Source organism: Flammeovirga sp. EKP202, from assembly GCF_014534745.1.
GTDB lineage: Bacteria > Bacteroidota > Bacteroidia > Cytophagales > Flammeovirgaceae > Flammeovirga.
On record NZ_JACVVP010000016.1, the window covers coordinates 119,926 to 138,206 of the forward strand.

At 34.0% G+C, this 18,281-nt stretch carries 15 protein-coding genes; 2 read left to right on the forward strand and 13 right to left on the reverse strand.

The features are described 5' to 3' along the window. Positions 1-44: 44 nt before the first annotated feature. A complete protein-coding gene (locus IC221_RS12020; protein WP_188169205.1) occupies positions 45-2,456 on the forward strand; it encodes a thiamine pyrophosphate-dependent enzyme in 2,412 nt (803 codons plus the stop codon). A 395-nt stretch (positions 2,457-2,851) separates the two neighbouring features. On the opposite strand, the gene IC221_RS12025 is transcribed toward IC221_RS12020, so the two are convergent. The 7 genes from IC221_RS12025 to IC221_RS12055 all read right to left on the reverse strand — a co-directional run bounded on the left by IC221_RS12025 (position 2,852) and on the right by IC221_RS12055 (position 9,161). Beyond that, on the reverse strand, positions 2,852-4,090 hold the full coding sequence (locus IC221_RS12025) for an ABC transporter permease (RefSeq protein ID WP_188169206.1): 1,239 nt from the start codon (positions 4,088-4,090) through the stop codon (positions 2,852-2,854). A 10-nt stretch (positions 4,091-4,100) separates the two neighbouring features. Further along, positions 4,101-4,304 carry an exodeoxyribonuclease VII small subunit gene (xseB, locus tag IC221_RS12030; protein WP_188169207.1) on the reverse strand — a complete coding sequence of 68 codons (204 nt, stop codon included), beginning with the start codon at positions 4,302-4,304 and terminating at the stop codon, positions 4,101-4,103. Positions 4,305-4,353: 49 nt separating this feature from the next. Continuing rightward, positions 4,354-5,715: an exodeoxyribonuclease VII large subunit gene (gene xseA, locus IC221_RS12035; protein ID WP_188169208.1), complete on the reverse strand. Its 1,362-nt coding sequence runs from the start codon at positions 5,713-5,715 to the stop codon at positions 4,354-4,356. Then, positions 5,702-6,037, reverse strand: coding sequence for a tetratricopeptide repeat protein (locus IC221_RS12040; RefSeq protein ID WP_188169209.1), 336 nt, complete (start codon positions 6,035-6,037; stop codon positions 5,702-5,704). The genes xseA and IC221_RS12040 overlap by 14 nt, the downstream gene beginning before the upstream one ends. A 106-nt stretch (positions 6,038-6,143) precedes the next feature. Further along, positions 6,144-7,313 (reverse strand): sodium:calcium antiporter, encoded by a 1,170-nt coding sequence (locus IC221_RS12045; RefSeq protein WP_188169210.1) that lies wholly within the window; start codon positions 7,311-7,313, stop codon positions 6,144-6,146. Between the two features lie 26 nt (positions 7,314-7,339). Then, positions 7,340-8,230 carry an MBL fold metallo-hydrolase gene (locus IC221_RS12050; protein ID WP_188169211.1) on the reverse strand — a complete coding sequence of 297 codons (891 nt, stop codon included), beginning with the start codon at positions 8,228-8,230 and terminating at the stop codon, positions 7,340-7,342. Positions 8,231-8,453: 223 nt separating this feature from the next. Further along, positions 8,454-9,161 carry a trans-aconitate 2-methyltransferase gene (locus IC221_RS12055; protein ID WP_188169212.1) on the reverse strand — a complete coding sequence of 236 codons (708 nt, stop codon included), beginning with the start codon at positions 9,159-9,161 and terminating at the stop codon, positions 8,454-8,456. A 366-nt stretch (positions 9,162-9,527) separates the two neighbouring features. On the opposite strand from IC221_RS12055, the gene IC221_RS12060 reads away from it, so the two are divergent. After that, positions 9,528-11,642: a hypothetical protein gene (locus IC221_RS12060; RefSeq protein ID WP_188169213.1), complete on the forward strand. Its 2,115-nt coding sequence runs from the start codon at positions 9,528-9,530 to the stop codon at positions 11,640-11,642. Positions 11,643-11,701: 59 nt separating this feature from the next. Here the strand turns inward: IC221_RS12060 and IC221_RS12065 are convergent, their stop codons facing one another. The 6 genes from IC221_RS12065 to IC221_RS12090 all read right to left on the reverse strand — a co-directional run bounded on the left by IC221_RS12065 (position 11,702) and on the right by IC221_RS12090 (position 18,237). After that, a complete protein-coding gene (locus IC221_RS12065; protein ID WP_188169214.1) occupies positions 11,702-15,424 on the reverse strand; it encodes an ATP-binding protein in 3,723 nt (1,240 codons plus the stop codon). An 89-nt stretch (positions 15,425-15,513) separates the two neighbouring features. Continuing rightward, positions 15,514-15,756: a hypothetical protein gene (locus tag IC221_RS12070; protein WP_188169215.1), complete on the reverse strand. Its 243-nt coding sequence runs from the start codon at positions 15,754-15,756 to the stop codon at positions 15,514-15,516. Continuing rightward, on the reverse strand, positions 15,749-16,336 hold the full coding sequence (locus IC221_RS12075; protein ID WP_188169216.1) for a DUF420 domain-containing protein: 588 nt from the start codon (positions 16,334-16,336) through the stop codon (positions 15,749-15,751). Before IC221_RS12075 ends, IC221_RS12070 begins: the two co-directional genes overlap by 8 nt. Continuing rightward, a complete protein-coding gene (locus IC221_RS12080) occupies positions 16,336-17,010 on the reverse strand; it encodes an SCO family protein (RefSeq protein ID WP_188169217.1) in 675 nt (224 codons plus the stop codon). The genes IC221_RS12075 and IC221_RS12080 overlap by 1 nt, the downstream gene beginning before the upstream one ends. A 93-nt stretch (positions 17,011-17,103) precedes the next feature. After that, the gene (locus IC221_RS12085) at positions 17,104-17,442 is read right to left on the reverse strand and encodes a cytochrome C oxidase subunit IV family protein (protein ID WP_044203502.1); all 339 of its coding nucleotides are present in this window, start codon (positions 17,440-17,442) and stop codon (positions 17,104-17,106) included. 39 nt (positions 17,443-17,481) lie between these two features. Beyond that, a complete protein-coding gene (locus tag IC221_RS12090; protein ID WP_044203500.1) occupies positions 17,482-18,237 on the reverse strand; it encodes a cytochrome c oxidase subunit 3 in 756 nt (251 codons plus the stop codon). Positions 18,238-18,281 lie beyond the last annotated feature (44 nt).

An 18,281-nucleotide genomic window follows, 5' to 3' on the forward strand; every position in this document is an offset into this window, starting at 1 on the left:
ATCGAATCAATAATGACGAATAGTAAAAATCGTCCTAAATAAAGATGACAAAAAAGCAAATCTCAGAATACACTTTTTCGAAAGAAGAAGTAGTGAATGACCTCAGGATAGCTATTGAGAGTAGACATGCGAGTTTAATTGGTCGAAAAGAAGTCTTCATGGGTAAAGCCAAATTTGGTATTTTTGGAGACGGAAAAGAAGTCGCCCAGCTTGCTATGGCTAAATTCTTCAAGGAAGGCGATTTTCGCTCCGGCTATTACCGAGATCAAACATTTATGTTTGCAATCAATCAATTAACTATCCAAGAGTTTTACGCTCAATTATACGCACATACTGACATAGAAGCCGAACCATCAAGTGGTGGTAGATGTATGAATTCTCATTTCTCTACTAGAAGTATTAATCCAGATGGTTCTTGGAAAGATTTAATTAACCAAAAAAATTCAAGTGCTGATGTTTCTACTACATCTGGCCAAATGCCTAGAATGGTAGGTCTAGCCTACGCTTCTAAGTTGTATAGAAACAACCCTGAGTTATTGGATAATGAGACTGCAAAGAAATTTACAAATAAAGGAAATGAAGTAACATTCGGTAGTATTGGTAATGCCTCATGTGCTGAGGGTGCATTTTTTGAATCTATCAATGCTGCAGGTGTTCTACAGGTTCCAATGGTCTGTGCCGTTTGGGATGACGGATATGGTATCTCCGTTCCAAACGAATATCAAATGACCAAAAATAGTGTTAGTGAAGCTCTAAAAGGTTTCCAAAGAACAAAAGGTTCAAATGGTCTTGAAGTATTTACAGTAGATGGTTGGGACTACCCTGCCCTTGTAAGAACATACAAACAAGCTGTTGACATTGCAAGAAAAGAACACGTACCTTCATTAATTCACGTAGTGAATGTAACACAACCACAAGGTCACTCTACTTCTGGTTCTCATGAACGTTACAAATCAAAAGAACGTTTAGAATGGGAATTAGAATACGACTGCCTCAAGAAAATGAAGGAGTGGGCTGTAGGCGAAGGTTTTATTTCAGAAGAAGGAATTGCAGTCATTGAAAAGGAAAGCCTTGAAAAGGTAAAAAAAGAAAGAAAAGCAGCTTGGGACAGCTTCAAAGTAAGTATGACAAAGGAATACGATGAAGCAATGCAATTGATGAACAGAGCTGTAAGTTCACTTCCTGAGAACAATGAAATCTTACGTTTAGCAAAAGAGCTTAAAAAGACCATCAACCCTATTCGTAAAGATGCCATTTCTGTCATCAGAAAATCTTTAAGAGAACTCCGCAATACTAATTTACCCATCAAAACAGACATGCAAGAATGGGTAAAGAAAGAGAGAAGAGAAAATTACGAAAGATACAGCAGTCACCTATATAGTGAGTCTGCAGCTGCTACAAAACATATCAAAGAAGTACTTCCTATTTACAATGCCAATTCACCTATGGTTGATGGCAGAGAAATTATGCAAGCTTGCTTTGATAAAATGTTTGAACAGAACCCATTAGTTTTCGCCATTGGTGAAGATGTGGGTAAAATTGGTGATGTAAACCAAGCTTTTGCTGACCTGCAAGATAAATATGGTGAAATCCGTATTACTGATACTGGTATTAGAGAAACATCTATTCTCGGTCAAGGTATTGGTGCTGCACTCCGTGGATTAAGACCAATCATTGAAATCCAATATTTGGATTATATCTATTATGCTATCACTGCATTAACCGATGATTTGGCTTGCCTGGAATACAGAACAAAGGGCGGTCAAAAAGCTCCACTGATCATTAGAACACGTGGCCACCGTTTAGAAGGTGTTTGGCACTCTGGTTCACCAATGGCTGCACTCATTCATAGTATGAGAGGTATTAATATTTTAGTACCAAGAAACATGACAAGAGCAGCGGGTTTCTACAATACTATGCTCAAGTCTGATGAACCTGCATTAATTATTGAATGTTTGAATGGCTACCGCTTAAAAGAGAAAATGCCTGAAAACATTGATGAAGTTTGTACACCACTTGGCATCCCTGAAGTCATTAAAGAAGGTCAAGATATCACTATTGTAACGTATGGTTCAATGTGTAGAATCGTGATGGAAGCAGCGGATCAATTGGCTAAAATTGGAATTAGTGCTGAAGTGATTGATGTTCAATCATTATTGCCGTTTGATACAACAGGAATTATTAAAGCTTCTATTCAAAAAACGAATAGAGTCATTTTTGCTGATGAAGATATGCCGGGTGGCGGAACAGGATATATGATGCAACAAGTAATTGATGAACACAAAGCCTATGAATTCTTAGATTCATCTCCAGTATGTGTTTCTGCAATGCCTCATAGACCTGCTTATGCATCGGATGGCGATTATTTCTCTAAGCCGAATACAGAAGATATTTTTGAAGCGGCTTATGAGATCATGTCAGAAGTAAAACCAAATGAATACCCTGAATTATATTAAGAGTATTTTAAGCAGTTGTACAATTAAAATCGGAAGTTTTGGATTTTCTTTTTTAGCCTACTCTTCGTTAGAATATCATCACGTAACTTCAGCTATGTTCTTCTATTCTGCCTTGATTAGACTAAAAAATAATAATCCAACTTATCCCAATTTTAAATGTGCAACTACCTAATAATAAAGGGCTAACAGATCCAAAACGCCTGTGCATTCTTTGTTGTACAGGCGTTTTTGTTTTTCAACCCCAACAACAAAAAAACCACTCCCATAAGAAGTGGTCTAATGCGAAGTAAACGAGTTGCATTTCGAGGTGGATTTACCTCATATTTACCTAGCATTGCAAAGTTATATTTTAATTCGAATCTTTAAAAAGATAAATTTCTAAAAAAACGTAATCGTTAATTAAATTTGATGGACTTGATTGGTGATATACCTAAAACAATAGAAGTAGGCACGAGCAAACTCACTGAGGTCAAGATGATTATTGTGATGTTAATAATGAAAATTGTATCCCAATGAAAACTAAAAGGTACATGATCAAGATAATAAGTGGATGCTTCAAGTGGTATCAATTTGAATTGATTTTGGATTATACCAAAAGAAATAGCGATGAAATTACCAATCAACATTCCTTTTACTGCCATTCGAATTCCATCATAAATAAAAATCCTCTGTAAAAGATTATTTGTAGCACCTAGTGCTTTAAATGTTCCGATCATAGAAGTTCGTTCCATAATCAAAATCAACATAATCGAAATCACATTAAAAATAGCTACACTTGTAATCACAATTAAGAAAATCCAAACATTGTTATAAAGCATTTGGAACCAATCAAAAAAGTGAGCATACTTATCTTTTACGCTTCTTGAAATAAGATGAACATCAACATAATTTTCATCTAAATACTCTGCAGTCGCTTCAATTGTATCAAAATTATGAAGTATCAGTTCCATCCCTCCTACTAAAGAGTCTCCCCAACTATTAAGCCTTCTTACTAAATTTATATCTCCATACGCTACTAGCTCATCAAAATCTTCTAGACCAGTATTGTATATTCCTGAGATTTTCATTTTACGGGCCTTTGGTGGTTGTTGGATAAAATAGATAATAATATCATCTCCAATCTTCAAGTGCATTTTGTTCGCTAGGGCTTTACTGATCACTATTTCCTTTGACCCTTTTTTATCCTTCTCAAACTGAGGAAATCTACCCTCTTCCATCTGACTTTCCCACCTCGATACATCATAATCTTCGGATAATCCTTTTATCAAAATTCCTGACACCTCGTCATTTGATTTTAGTAAACCCCACTTATGTGCGTAACTATATACGTTCTTCACACCAGGAAGATGTTCTTTCTCATTATAGAGAACAGATTTATTTACGTTGACAGGAGGCTCTTCTTTGCTCCTATTCATTGTAAACTTTTCAACATTAAGATGACCTACATGCAAGAAAAGTTTTTCTTCAATACCTTCTTTAAATCCATAAAAGATTGAAAATGCCAAAATTAAGGCACCCACACCCAACGCCACACTACCAATAGCTATTTTTGATATCAGCTTTGTAAATGAATTATTTCTATGTTGACTTAACCTTCTTGATATAAAATAAGGTAAATTCTTTGTTTCTTTCATTCAAAAAAATCTATTGGTCTTCGACAAAAATTTCTGATAATTCCTTATCAATATCCTTCAACTTTTCTTTACACCATTGTACCAAGAATTTTGCTCTTTTGGCCAATTGTGAAAGTTGATCTATTGGAACTTCTTCTGACTCTAATTTCCTTTGAATACTTTCTAATTCCTCAAGGGCAGATTCGTATGATAAATTCTCTTTTTTGTCTGACATTCTTTTCTTTCAATATTGTGGATGCAAGTTAAGAGGTAGTCGAAAAATATTACAATTTTTCGTCTACTTTATCGACTATACTTTCAATAATTTTAAGATGTGTATGCGTTTGGATTTTATCTCCTTTTTTTAATTTTTGTGGGTCAACGAGTTTACCCTCTTTCAAAGTCATCGAATAGCCAAGTGCTAAAACTTCCATTGGGTCTTTAGATTTTACTGTAACCTCTTTCATTGACAGTTTATACTGCTCCTCTTTTACACGGTTTTTTATTGAAATTTGAAAATGCCCCCACAATTGATCTAGTTTTTCTACTTCTCTTTTTGTTGATAATCTCGAAAAGTATACCCTTTTTTGATTTAGTTTAAACTTCTCAAAATCAGCTTTTGTTGTAATTAAACTTTTCAACTTAAGCAGTTGTTTTTCAATCTTAAAGTGTTCTTGTTCAATTTTTTTCTGGAATGCAGGTAATGTTTTCGTAAAATGGAATTTCAAAGTAGATTTTCTAAAATGCACCTTCTCTGTTAGCATTCGGTGGATACGCTCTAATTTTAAATCGATCTTCTTTTCAAATCCAAATGCTTTATCCAATAAGAAATGGGCTACCGCAGTGGGTGTTTTAAAATTTTCAAAAGCAACCCTATCTACAATAGACAAATCTCTTTCGTGTCCAATACCCGACAATACAGGCAATCCACATTTTGCTACTGCATAAGATAAATGATAATCATCAAAGACGACTAAATCTGCTTTTGCTCCTCCTCCTCTAATCATTACTACAACATCAAAATCATCAGTATCAATTTTATGAAGAGCAGCGATTAATTCCTCACTTGCATTTTGCCCTTGTACAGAGGCCTTAAAAAGTTTTATCGAAAATTTATAGTTGTCTTTATTGGATAATAAATGTTGCTTGAAATCCTCAAAACCAGCCGCCTTTGAAGAAGATATTACTGCAATTCTCTGGGGTACAATGGGAAGCTTCATTTGTTTTTGCCATTCAAAAGCACCTAACTGTTCAAGCTTTGCAATATTTTCTTTGCGTATTCTTTCAAGCTCTCCTATACTAAATGTCTCATCGATATCTTCAATTTGTAATGAAAGGCCATAGACTGCGTGGTATTTGATTGACACTTCCACTAAAACATTAACTCCGACCTTCAATACTTCATCAAAAATTGATTTTAAACGATGTCTGAACACCTGCAATTCAGGATTCCAAATAGTTGCCCTATTCCTTGCTATTATCTGGTTTTCATTCTTTTCAATCAATTCTAAAAAAGCATATCCCGAATGATATTGCAACTGGGCAATCTCCGTTTTTATCCAAAAAGAAGACTTCACCTTTAGTAGGTGAAGTTCAATGCTTCGATTCAGCTGAGAAAGAGAATAAATGTTTTTACCACTCGTCATCTTCCTCTAGTTGAAAATTAGTATAAGCAGATTGTAATTCTTTAAAAGCATGATGATCTTTTTCCTGCTGACATATTTTCAAACCCGTCTTATAAGTCCCCTCAGCTTTATCTGATTGTCCATTTTCTGCATAAGCATAAGCTGCATGGTAATATGTACCAGTATAAGTCTCATGCTCTTTTAATAGAATCTCATAATATTTGATGGCTTCCTCCCAGTTTTCTACTGACGCATATTCTGTTGCAATCCCATAGATTACAAAAGGATCTGAGGGATCTTCTTTATAAAAAGCAAATAGTTGATCTAATCTCTTTGTGTTCATTTTTTAATCTTTAACACGAAAGATAAATAATTTCATTTTTGCATCAAACAAAAGAAGGTCAGCTCTTTTTTAAAGAACTGACCCTCTTTTCATAATGTTATCACACTTACTTATGGAAAGGACTAAGGTTTACTAAAAAGTCATTGATATCAATTAAGAACTGACTTAAACCATCAATAAACGAAGCGTCATAAGTGTATGCCAATGTATAGGCGATAAATAGAACGTAAAGAAGGATTAATAAATAACCGCTTTTTGCTCCCAATTTCTTTCTCTTTGCACCATAATAGAAAATCATGGTAGCAAATAAAGTTAAGAAAAGAAGTAAAACTCTGAACTGCCCAATAAAGTTCATCTCATCGTTACCTCCCGTCATCACAATGCTTTTATCGTACACCAACGTATAAATCGTTAGTGGCATACCTAAAGCAAAACAAATATCAAAAATATTACTACCTAGTGCATTGGAAATTGCATCATTGTAAGCACCATTGTTTGCACTCTTTACAGAGATAATTGTATCTGGAACTGATGTTGCTGCTGCAGCAAAAATTAGAGCTACTACGTAGGTATTCCAATTTAAACCATCTCCTAGCATCTCACATCCTGTTACCAAAAGGTGGCAAGATCCTCCAACAATAGAAGTAGATAAAATTAAAAGTATCCATGCTCTAGTTGAATTCATTACGTTGTTACCTAAGATAGCATGAGATAAATCCAATTTCAATAAAGCTTTTATTCTTCCTCCAGATCCTGCTTCATATTCATACTCGTCGTCATCATCACCTTCAGAATCCATTTTGATAAAGAATAGTGAAATAACATAGACAACATAAAGCGACATCAAAAATACACCGTGATACCACTCCAAAGTCTTTTCAGAGACAAAAATAATTAAACAAAGGATAGCGAGCATTAGAGCAATTCCATCTCTCAATATCACTTTCGGGTTAACATTGATATATTGAACTTTTCTATTAATTACAATAACACTCATAATTACTGCCGCTGGAATAATCATAATGTTAAAAACTGCACTACCTGATGTGGTTCCTATACCGCTGGCAAAACCTGCAGCATCACCTGTTAACACTAAGAAGAAGAACGTTGTAAATAACTCTGGCATTGAACTACCGATCGCATCGATTGTTGCTCCCTTTACTCCTCCCTTCATATTACGGCCTAAGAATCCTGATGCATCTTCAAAACCATCGCATGCTTTCCAAATAATAATACATGCAAAAAATATAATAACAAGACCTGAGATTATCTCCATTATTTGTTTAACCTATTAAAAAGTTTCTAGTTCAATTTTTTCTGCCAATACCTTAACAATCCTGCCACACTCATAAATGGTGGATTAGCAGCATCATATTGTTTCAGCATTTCTTCCGTCAAATTTAGTGCCCTTAATGCGTTATCTACATGATTAATGAATAGATCTTCCATTTCTGGAAGGGATAATCCTTGATCAATATAACCTTTAATAATATCAGCAGTTTCATAAAGGTCTTTTTCTAGTGCAATAAGGTGACTTTCTATATCACTAACGGCTCCGAAGTGAGTTAAGTATAAATTTGAAGGAGATATTTCGCGAATTAAATCAATTGAAGCTTGCCATTTCTCCAAATTAATATCTGGTGGTGGACAAGGAGCCACAACTGGACCGTTTTCAATTTTCACTCCTGCCACATCGCCTGTAAATAAGTTATCCCCTATTTGCCATGCAATATGGTGGTTGGCGTGCCCTGGCGTATGCCAAGCTTTGATTTCAATTTCGCCTATCGTGATTGTTTCTTCATGAGCAGTAGCATGTAATAAATTAGCAGGAATCGATTTCATGTCTCCCCAAAGTCGATCCATATCTTCTTTATAGATCTGTTTTGCGGAAGCCATAAGTTTAGTTGGATCGGCCATATGCCTCTCTCCAAAAGGGTGAAGATAAACTTTTGCACCAAATTCTGCAAATTTCCACGCTGCTCCTGCATGGTCTAAATGTATATGTGTAATAAATACATGCTGTACATCTTCCGGCTTATATCCAAATTCATTTAGTTTATTTTCAAGGTTTTTAAATGTCGAATAGGGTCCTGTTTCTACCAAAATAGGACCTTCTGAAGTTTCAATTAGGTAAGAAGCAATTGCTTCCTGATTTTCTAAAAAGTTAAGATCTAAGGTATGTATTGTAAACATCAAAAAATTAATTAAGGTTTATGTTTTTATTACTGAAAGTAGGTTATACTTCAATGTAATTTAACAGAAATCACCTTAGAAATAATTCCGTAATTCTATTATTTGACATTAATTGACCAAAATCAACTACAAGAAATGATATAATATTCAATACCATATAAAAATAAAATAACTGAAAAATAAGAGTCACGAATAATTACTTTGGCACAATTTAGTTATTGACTTATTTTACTCCGCCGTAAGCTCCAAAACACAAATTTTTATGTAAAATCTCTGTAGAAGAAAAACCTATTTTCTTCATCAACTCTAATTGATACGTAATAGATCTAGGAGAATCTTCTTTCTCAATATAATCTAGTACTTTCTCTCTATATTCTACACCTCCAACACTCTCAAGGTATAAACCATATTTCTCCCAAATCATTTTATTAATATTGGGATTTTCTTGAAGTACTAAATCTGAAATCATCAAGCACCCTCCCTTTTTCAACAACTTAAAGAGTTTTGTAAATGTTTCTTCCCAATCCTTATCGTCTCTTAAATGATGTAATACGGCACCTGCCAATATAATATCAAACTTCCCTTCTTCTAGATCAGCTGTTCTAATGTCACCTTGCAATACGGTCACATTACCTTGTGTTTGACTGCTCACTCTTTCTTTTGCTCTTTCCAACATTGGAAGGCTTAAGTCATTAAGTGTACAATTCAAATCAGCAATCTTGGTTAACATTTTAAGGGTGTAATTTCCAGCTCCACAACCAATATCCAATAACTCTTTCGCTTCTGTATTTACATTTTTTGCAGCTTCAGTTATTAGTTCTAAGCTTATTGTTGCATCTATTGTTGAAACTTGGCCAGTCTCTAAGTTAGAGAAGCGTTCTACGTCATTATCGAATCGCTCTTTAATCTCTTCAATTGTTGATTTTTCCATAAGCTATTTCGTTAGTTTAATTATTGAACTTACACCATTTCTCTTTATGATAAAAACTCCATCTTAATAAACGAATTGTACGTTATCCTTTATGAATAGAAAGTTTTTTTCAATAGCGATAAACTGTTTTTATTTGTTTAAAAAAGTGTAATTTCACTTAAAGAGAGGCTTTCAATTGTGTTCTTCGTATTTAAAGTCATGTTAAATTACTAATAGATTCTATAAAATCAACAATATCACCCCTCAATCTTTTTTGTATATTGTATTTAATTGCGTCTTTAATGTAACTTTAGTGCTTCTAAGTTTAATAGCATGAATAACTCACAAAGGATTTTTTTCATATTCGCTTTATTATTTTTTTCTCTGTTGGGCGAAAATACTCACGCTCAAAAAGTAGGGCATTACATTAAAGATATTGAAATCATTAGTGATACTACTATCACTAATCTTACATCTCATGGGATAATACTCAACCGAAAAAGAAGAAATGAAAAAACACTCCCTTTTCATTTTAACAGTATTGATCAGGTTTTTGAAGTTAGAGTCTATCTAAAAAATGATGATAATATTGTCGATCTTAAATTAATTCCCACATCGGAAATCAAAGTCGTTGATTACCCTTTACCGGTTGCTGATAACATCTATAAATTTCGTATTCAGTTTAATAAAGCAACTGCAACGCTCCGCCCAGCAGTGATTATTGCATTGTGGACGGCCGATGGAAAAGAACTGACCTATGAACAGCAACTAATGCCTTTCACCAATACTTCGGTCGAACTGATCGACAAGAAAGGTAGTGAAGTACGTGAATTATATATTGGCGAAGAAAAAGAATATGAAATATTGACCAATCAACCAATGAACATCAGGGTGGACAATATTTGGCACGAACAGGAATTCATGTCTTGGAGGGTTTCTAGAAGAGAGAATAGAATTTTTCTTGGTATTTTACCAAAGTCATTAAATACTTTTTCTACAGAAATAGCTCTTGAAACCTTTGCCCCTAACTTTTTGTTTGGAAAACCCCAATATGAAACGCTTCCTCTAAACTTAAGGTTCACGGTCAAAGCTCCACGTCTTACTTTCCTTTCTACTGATAAAAGTGAGGTCATTTATGACGCAGAAGAACACGGACAAGAAGGGGTAGAAATTCAGATTCAACAAAATAGAAAGCTCCTACTGAATAAAACCTATAGAATTGAGGCACAAGAGGAAAAAGGCGGGAAATTAGTTGCTGAACTTTTCACTAAAAATAATTTAAGTAATAACCGGACAATGTGTGCCTTAAGGGTATACGATTACCACAATTTCCAAGACGGTTATTTGTATATTAAGGATGGTGATGATCCTGTATTTATTACTAACTTCAGCATTAATTCAAAAACAATTATCAATAGTGTTCAAGTGTTACATGCTGGTAAAAACTGGACGGATAATTTAGATGTATTCCCAGGTGAAACTGTCGCGATTAAGTTTGAAGGAGAACAGATGCAACACGCTCGCTTTATGTTTGATGGGCTTCGAAACTTAAGTATCGACTCCGTGAATATCACAAAGAATATGCAAACCATGCAGATTTCTATTCCGATAAATATCAACAGAAAAGAGCTTAAAATTTATAATGGAGATGAGTTTACTGGTCTATCCTTAAAAATCAAAGAAAAGCAATCTCCTAGAGATTTTGATTTTGTCACTATTGATTATGGAAATGCCCCTCGCCTTGTCTCGGAAATAGAAAAACCTATTTTTTATTTTAAGGCAATGACGGATGTAATCCTTCGATTTAACCCTGACTGGATTGACGATGGACTACTTTATGGTAAACAGTATATCACCTTAGACGTCAGAGTCATTGGACCTGCTGGGCAATTAGTTGAAATTGCAAAGGATGATAATATTGTCATTTGTCCTGGTAGCTCTTCACCTCGATACCATAATTACGAAAAAAACAACTGTAGTGACCCTCTGATAACACTCAACAAGTACTTAGGTATAAAAACTCATAGACTAGAAGATTGGTCCAAGATTGAAATTTATCTAAAACACCAAAAAGATAAATATTCTGAACAAATACACACTAAAAAAATAGAAATCTATGCCGCTAGAAAGTCTCAATTTGATGTAGAACTTTCTTTCCCAGCCGGCCTACTCGTGAAGAAAGCTAATGAAGATGATATTTCATCGGGTATTAGTGGTATTAGTATTTCCGCCATTGCACAATTTAAATTCTTTAAGCCAGGAACCATTGGAAAAATTAGGCCTTATAGAGTCGGTGTTGGATCAATAGCATTGAACGCCTTTAACCTTAGCGACAATATCGATGTCGATAGAGACTTAGGAATTGTCGCCTTGGCAAGTGTCCACCCGTTACAACGGCCTGGGAGAAAACTCTCTTTACCACTTTATGTTGGCTTTGGATATTTCTTAAAGGCAGAGACCTTCTTCTGGATGATTGGTCCTGGTATAAGCGTTAGTTTCTAGCTTTTACGCAGTTGTACATTTGAAACTAGAGCAAACAATTGAATCATATTCAACACTGGTTAGACCATTAAAAATTCTACGAAAAAAGAGGTACCATCACCTTCGGTTGTTTCAAACCAAATGCTTCCACCCATTTGCTCGATTCCCCTTTTCGCTACGGCTAAACCAATGCCTGAACCCGTTTCTTTGGTCGTAAAGTTTGGTACAAAAACCTTATTTTGAACATCTTCAGGAATTCCATTACCATTATCAATCACGGTTACAATTGCCTTTTCTCCATTTTCGTAAAGGTCAATAATAATTTTCGACTCCTTATCTCCATCAATCGCCTGTATTCCATTTAATATCAAATTACTCAAAATTCTGGCCGTTAATTTCTCGTCTCCTTCGACAATTACATCAGCACCAATCTGAGTATCTGAAAAATGAATATTGGATTTACTTGAATGCAAAAGAATGGTTTGTTGAATTACTTTTGATAAATTAAATTCTTCTCTTTTTGGAACAGGCATAGTAGCAAATGAAGAGAATGAAGTGACAATACCACTCAATGTATCTACTTGATTTATAAGCATTTTAGTAGCTTTCATCAGCTTCGGATTATCATCGGTATGTGCTACCCTTTCCAGCTGTTGCAAATACAACTTCATTGGAGTCAGAGGGTTTTTAATTTCATGTGCTACCTGTTTTGCTACATCCCTCCATGCACTTTCTCTTTGGCTTTGTTCCAATTCTTTTTTGGACTCTTCTAGCTTAGCAAGCATTTTATTGTATTCCCCTACTAATTGACCAAATTCATCGTGGGCATTATATTGAATAGGCTCATTTTTCTTACTCAAAGTAATTCTATTCAACTCAGGAATAATCAATTTAATTGGACTTAAAAGACCCTGAGCTGCATAGTGCACAATAGGAAGTAAAGTCAAGAATAATATCGTAAATATCATCATGATGGTAGTAATTACCTCCAAAGATCTATCATCCAAACGATTCAATGACTTGAAAAACGGTATACTCACAATCCCCATTACCTTACCTGTATTGAAAGCTTTTACACCAATATATGATGTATTATACTCCAAAGTACCAATCTGTTCTTTAAGTACAACTCTTGTCTTCTTTTCCTCTACAATACCCACATAAGCTTGAGGGTTAATTTCGGTGGATAGAATTTCTTCATCAAAGATCTCATTATCAGAAGCCGATTTTAAAATCCCCTGTTTGTTATAAAAACGAATATCAGCCTGCATAATATCAGACAGTTCTTCAATGAAAACATCCAGCTTTATCGTTTCATTTTCTGAGTAATTTTTTGATAACTCGTGATTTTTGAAAAGGTTACTTGCCACAATTTGAGCTTTCTCTAAGTACTGTCTTTCAACCTCCATTTTTGTAGTTGTTACCATTACTGAACCCATTACTATGGCGAGTAAGAAGATTGGAAAGAAAATCGAAAGGTTCAGGTAGATTTGTACTTTTGTGGAGAAACTTCTCGAATACTCTAAGGGGTTTCTAAGGTAATTTGTGAGGTTGAACGTAAAGAAAACTATAAATACCAGCACTGTAAAATAGGAAGAAAAAGCCTTAAAATAATTGAGGTAATTGAATTCCTTGGAGGAAATCACAACAATTCTATTATTGGTATTAGGTAACAAAAGGTGTTCATATCCATTGAATTTTACGTTTGACAGTAAGTAGATTGTCCCCTCTTTAAAAGACTCTTCTAAGAAGTTATTGGAGTAATTATAATCTCCCGCACTGAAAATTAATTCTCCTTTAAAAAAGATAGCGTAAGAATAATCTTCTTGAGAGTTCCCTATGATAAAATCTTCATCTAATAACGTTGACCTGAAGTATTTACCACCAATTGACTTTTGATAAAGCTCTATAAGACAATATCCTAATGTATCTGTAGATTCAAATTTATCGACAATTGGTATATTACAAAGATAACTGTACGTACCTTTTTGAAGATCCATTTTAGTATTTAACCCCAATGAAATTTTAGAGTCATTATTCTCTTGAAAAGCATTAAGTAGCTGATTATAGTCGTATTCACCTGACACATTTTCTCCATTATCAAAAAGCATATTGACTTTGATGTCAAACCTATTGCCCAACCACTCCACTAATTCTAATTTAATGTTCTTGGACACTTCAATACCATAGGGTTTGTTGAGAAAGGCCATTGCATCTATCACACTGTTATCCTCTTCAATTTGAGCAATTGTTTTTTCTAGAAGAGTTTTTACAAAGTCATCATTATCCATCAACTTTAAGGCAAACTTTTGCTTAAAGGCTTCGTCTTTCTTTGTTTGAACGCCTTCTATCACTATTGCACCCATTGTTGAGAATAAAACAATGTGTGAAATGAGATACATAATTGCAGGAAACCTACCACTAGCGTAATGATTAGGTGATTTGATCATGAGAGAAACCCCAATAAAAATAGCAACGAGGTTTATCAAAATAAGATCAAAAGGCTCAAAGAAAAATTGAAGAATAAATACCGTTAGAATTGAAATTAACAAAGCGATCGATTTTCCATAAAAATCTAACCACCAACAGATCAATCTCATAAAAAAGTGAGCTGTTAATCCCATCATCAAGAAACCCATCAAAGCAATCAATTGCGACAAAAAGATAAGAGTATTCATCTCAAAAAAGGTGAGCTCTACTTCATAAGTCGATATTATTTCAAATACATTGACAAAGACATCTTTAAAACCGTTGATAATAAAGAAATAACCAATGATCATCAACACACTAAGTCCTATTTTCACTCTTGAATCCAGTTCAATAATTGACCGAATAGAAAAGAGGTATTTAAAGTTTTTAGAGATCCATCTAAAAATCAATAAACAAAAAATAAAGTCCAGTAAAATTACGGCCATTGAATCCCATGACCCTACAAATGAAGTTCGAATTGGCTCTAATACTTTATATTCGTCTTTAATTAGAGGATTACTGATAATATCAAGTACTACTTGATGCAAGAAAACCACTCCGACTAAAAAGACCGACAACATCACGAAAACAGAATAACCTTCAAGGATTTTCTCAGTAATATATGTACTAAGAGAAGACAATAGAAAGAAAACGGCAAGTAAAACACAAACCAAAAATGATTGCCAAGGGAAAAACTCTACAATCGTTTTGTTAGACACATCAATTGAGAAAAGATATTTATCTAACTTCGTATTAATATTCCTGTAATTACTATTGACTTTAAATTTTGCTAGCTTAGGTTGTTGCTTACTTCCAAACACGAACTTATTGACATAGTCGGGAAGGATAATAGATTGATAGTTTGATTTAATAAGAAGAGGAACTATTACAAAAATCTCATAATCTTGATTGTAAAGTAAAATGTTGGATTTTCGAACATAGAAGTAAGAATCTTCCTTCTTAATTACATCTTCAACAAAATAGTTGAATAACTTATCTTCTATATATTTTAATTTTAGATTGTTATCGGACCAATAGACCAGCTCTCCTTTTTTAAAAATATATGTAGGGTCAGAATCAACAGACAATAAGGATTTAAATTGAATATTTTCACCTTTTTGACCTTTCAGAGATTGCTTGATCTCATATATTGCATCATCGGCATTTTTACTTAAATCAACAATTCGATCTTGAACATAAGAGTCATACTTATCATCACTGTAGAACTCGATATTAACAAGATAAATAAGGACTGATAATAGCATAAAGACACCTCCAACGATGACTTTATTTTTTACACCGAAAACTTTTCTAAAAAATTGCTTAGCTGTCATAAAAAATCGATTGGAATACCCAATACTACAAAAAAAAACTTCAACAAGGCGAACTTATTGAAGTTTTTTGAAACGGTCAATATTTATTATTACATAGAAAGAGCTTGTTTCTCTTTTTGTGTTTTTCTATACCAAAGATATACGATAGAAGAAATAATAATATATGGCATTACCATAAGGTATAAAATTCCATTATTTAGTCCTGCGCCTACTGCACTTGACCCATCACTGATGTTGTTTTCTACAGTGGCTCTACACATTGCACATTGTGCAAAAATGCTTACAGTAGAAAGTAGAGAAATAACGATTGATAAAAATGTCTTTTTAAGCATAGTATGGGCTAATTAATAAATAAACAATTACACCTGTCACGGCTACATATTCCCAAATAGGGAAAGTCCATTTTACAATTTTTCTGTGAGCATCTAATCTCTTTGAGATTGCAAAATAAATCGCCAATAAAACAAATGGTACTACTACTGCTGATAAAACAATATGAGATAATAGTATCACAATATATATTGTTCTTAATGATCCTGCTTCTGCTTTCTCAGATTCTGACAAGATCCCATCGCCATTCAAGTCACCGAAAACAGTATGTCCACCTTGGAAGTGGTAGATAACGTAAGATACTAAGAAAATTGCTCCCAAAGTAAAAGCAATGTACATCATTAGTTTATGCAATTCTAATTTTCTTTTTTTGGCAAAATATGCTCCTAAAAGAAGTACTACTGCACAAGAAAAATTAATTACTGCATTTAAGTGAGGTAGAAAGGAAACATCAAGATCTCCCAACTTACCTGTTTGTGGTATAAAAAGTAGTAATGCTACAACGATTGGTATTAAAACTGAAACTACCCCGATTACAATCATCGGTAGTTTATCATTTTTGTTTGTTATTACCTGTTCCATTATTTTTCTGTTAATAGTATTGATATCTCAGTTAATAATCTTTTCACATCCTCCTGATCTGTACCACTGTAAAATCCTCGGATTCTTCCTTCAGTATCTACTAATATTAATTTATCAGAATGTGAAAGTGAGGTACTTTGACCAAGTGCTTCCTCTTTGGCAGTAATGTAGAAACCACATTGCCCTAGATCCATAATCGTTTGTTTATCTCCCGTCAAAAGATTCCACTTGTTAGTGTCTATCTTATTTTTTTGAGCATAGTCTTTTAGGACTTGAGGAGTATCGTAATTGGGATCAATAGAAAATGATAGAATTTCTAATCTATCTTCGTTTTTAAAACGCTCTTGTACTCTTAATAAACCTGATGTCATCGCCTTACAGATGTCAGGACAAGACGTAAAAAAGAAATCGGCTACATAAACCTTTCCTTCCAAATTTCTATTTGTAAATCTCACACTATCTTGATTCATGAAATCAAATGAAGGTATTCTATGTACTCCATTGATTTCATTAGGCGTACAATTTACCGACTTTAAGTTGTACACCTGAAGTTCTTCTGGTGATTCTAGTTTGTATTCGTTCGTTCCGAAGTTCTTCAAGAAGAAGAAAATAAATAATGGAGTTCCTATTAGTGCAAACAGAAAAATCCATTTTTTCGCATTAGGTTTATTCATTGATATAGTGCTCTAAAAGTAAATATGGTTTGATTTCTACAAAGGTGAAGAAATCAAACCATATTATTGATTAATATTATCCAAAATTTGGGATTACCAATTCTGAATAGCAGTTACAACTGCTCCACCTTCATCAAAAAGGGCTACTAATAACCATACTAAAAACAGTAATGGGAATAAGATGACAAACTTTAAAAGTTTTGTTTCATGACCTAAGTGCATGAATTCCCAAATAATATAACCTGCTTTCACTAAAGTTAAAGCAACAAAAATAATATTTAACGGTGTTCTGCTTGCGCCATCAGGCCATGCAAAAGCAAAGATAAATTCAATAATAGTTACGATAGCTAAAATTGCAGTTACTTTTACTACAGTTTTCATTTTAGCTGCTTTGATTTGCTCAGGTGTCATTGAAGCATCAAAATGTGCCATATCTTTATTCTTTAATGGTTTTTAATCTAATTTTCTGTCTTATACAAGGTAGAAGAAAGTAAATACGAATACCCACACTAAATCGACAAAGTGCCAGTATAAACCTCCCTTCTCAATCATTTCATAAGTACCTCTTTCCTCGTAAGTACCCATTACTACGTTGTAGAAGATCACGATATTGATAATAACACCACTTGTTACGTGAATACCGTGGAAACCTGTAATAAAGAAGAAGAAACTAGCAAATAATTGAGGACCATATTGGTTCTCTCTTAAGTTAGCACCAAAAATCTGAACGCCATCTCTGATTACACCTTCATCAGTACCGTGAATAAAGTGAGACCATTCCCAAGCTTGACAAGCAAGGAAAGTAATACCACCTACGATTGTCCAAAGCATCCACTTCTCAACTTCCGCTTTTGATTTTCTTTCTCCTGCCTCAACAGCTAATACCATAGTTACTGAAGAAAGGATAAGAATAAATGTCATTAAACCTACGAACATCAATGGAGCATCTACTCCGTGTAATCCAGGGAAAGCATTGAATACTTTTTCTGGAATAGGCCAGTAAAAATTATCTGAACTTGTAGCAAATTCAAAAGCTGAGTAAGGGCCTTCGTACGCTGGGTGCATATACCTAACTACACCGTATGCAATTAATAAAGACGCGAATGTAAAAGCATCCGATACTAAGAAAAACCACATCATCAGTTTTCCATAAGTTGCTTTCATTGGTCTCTCTCCACCATCCCATTTAGTAACTACGGGATTCTTCAAAGTTGTAGATGATGACATAAAAAATTGTAAGTTATTTTTATAGTGTCTGTTTGAATTATATT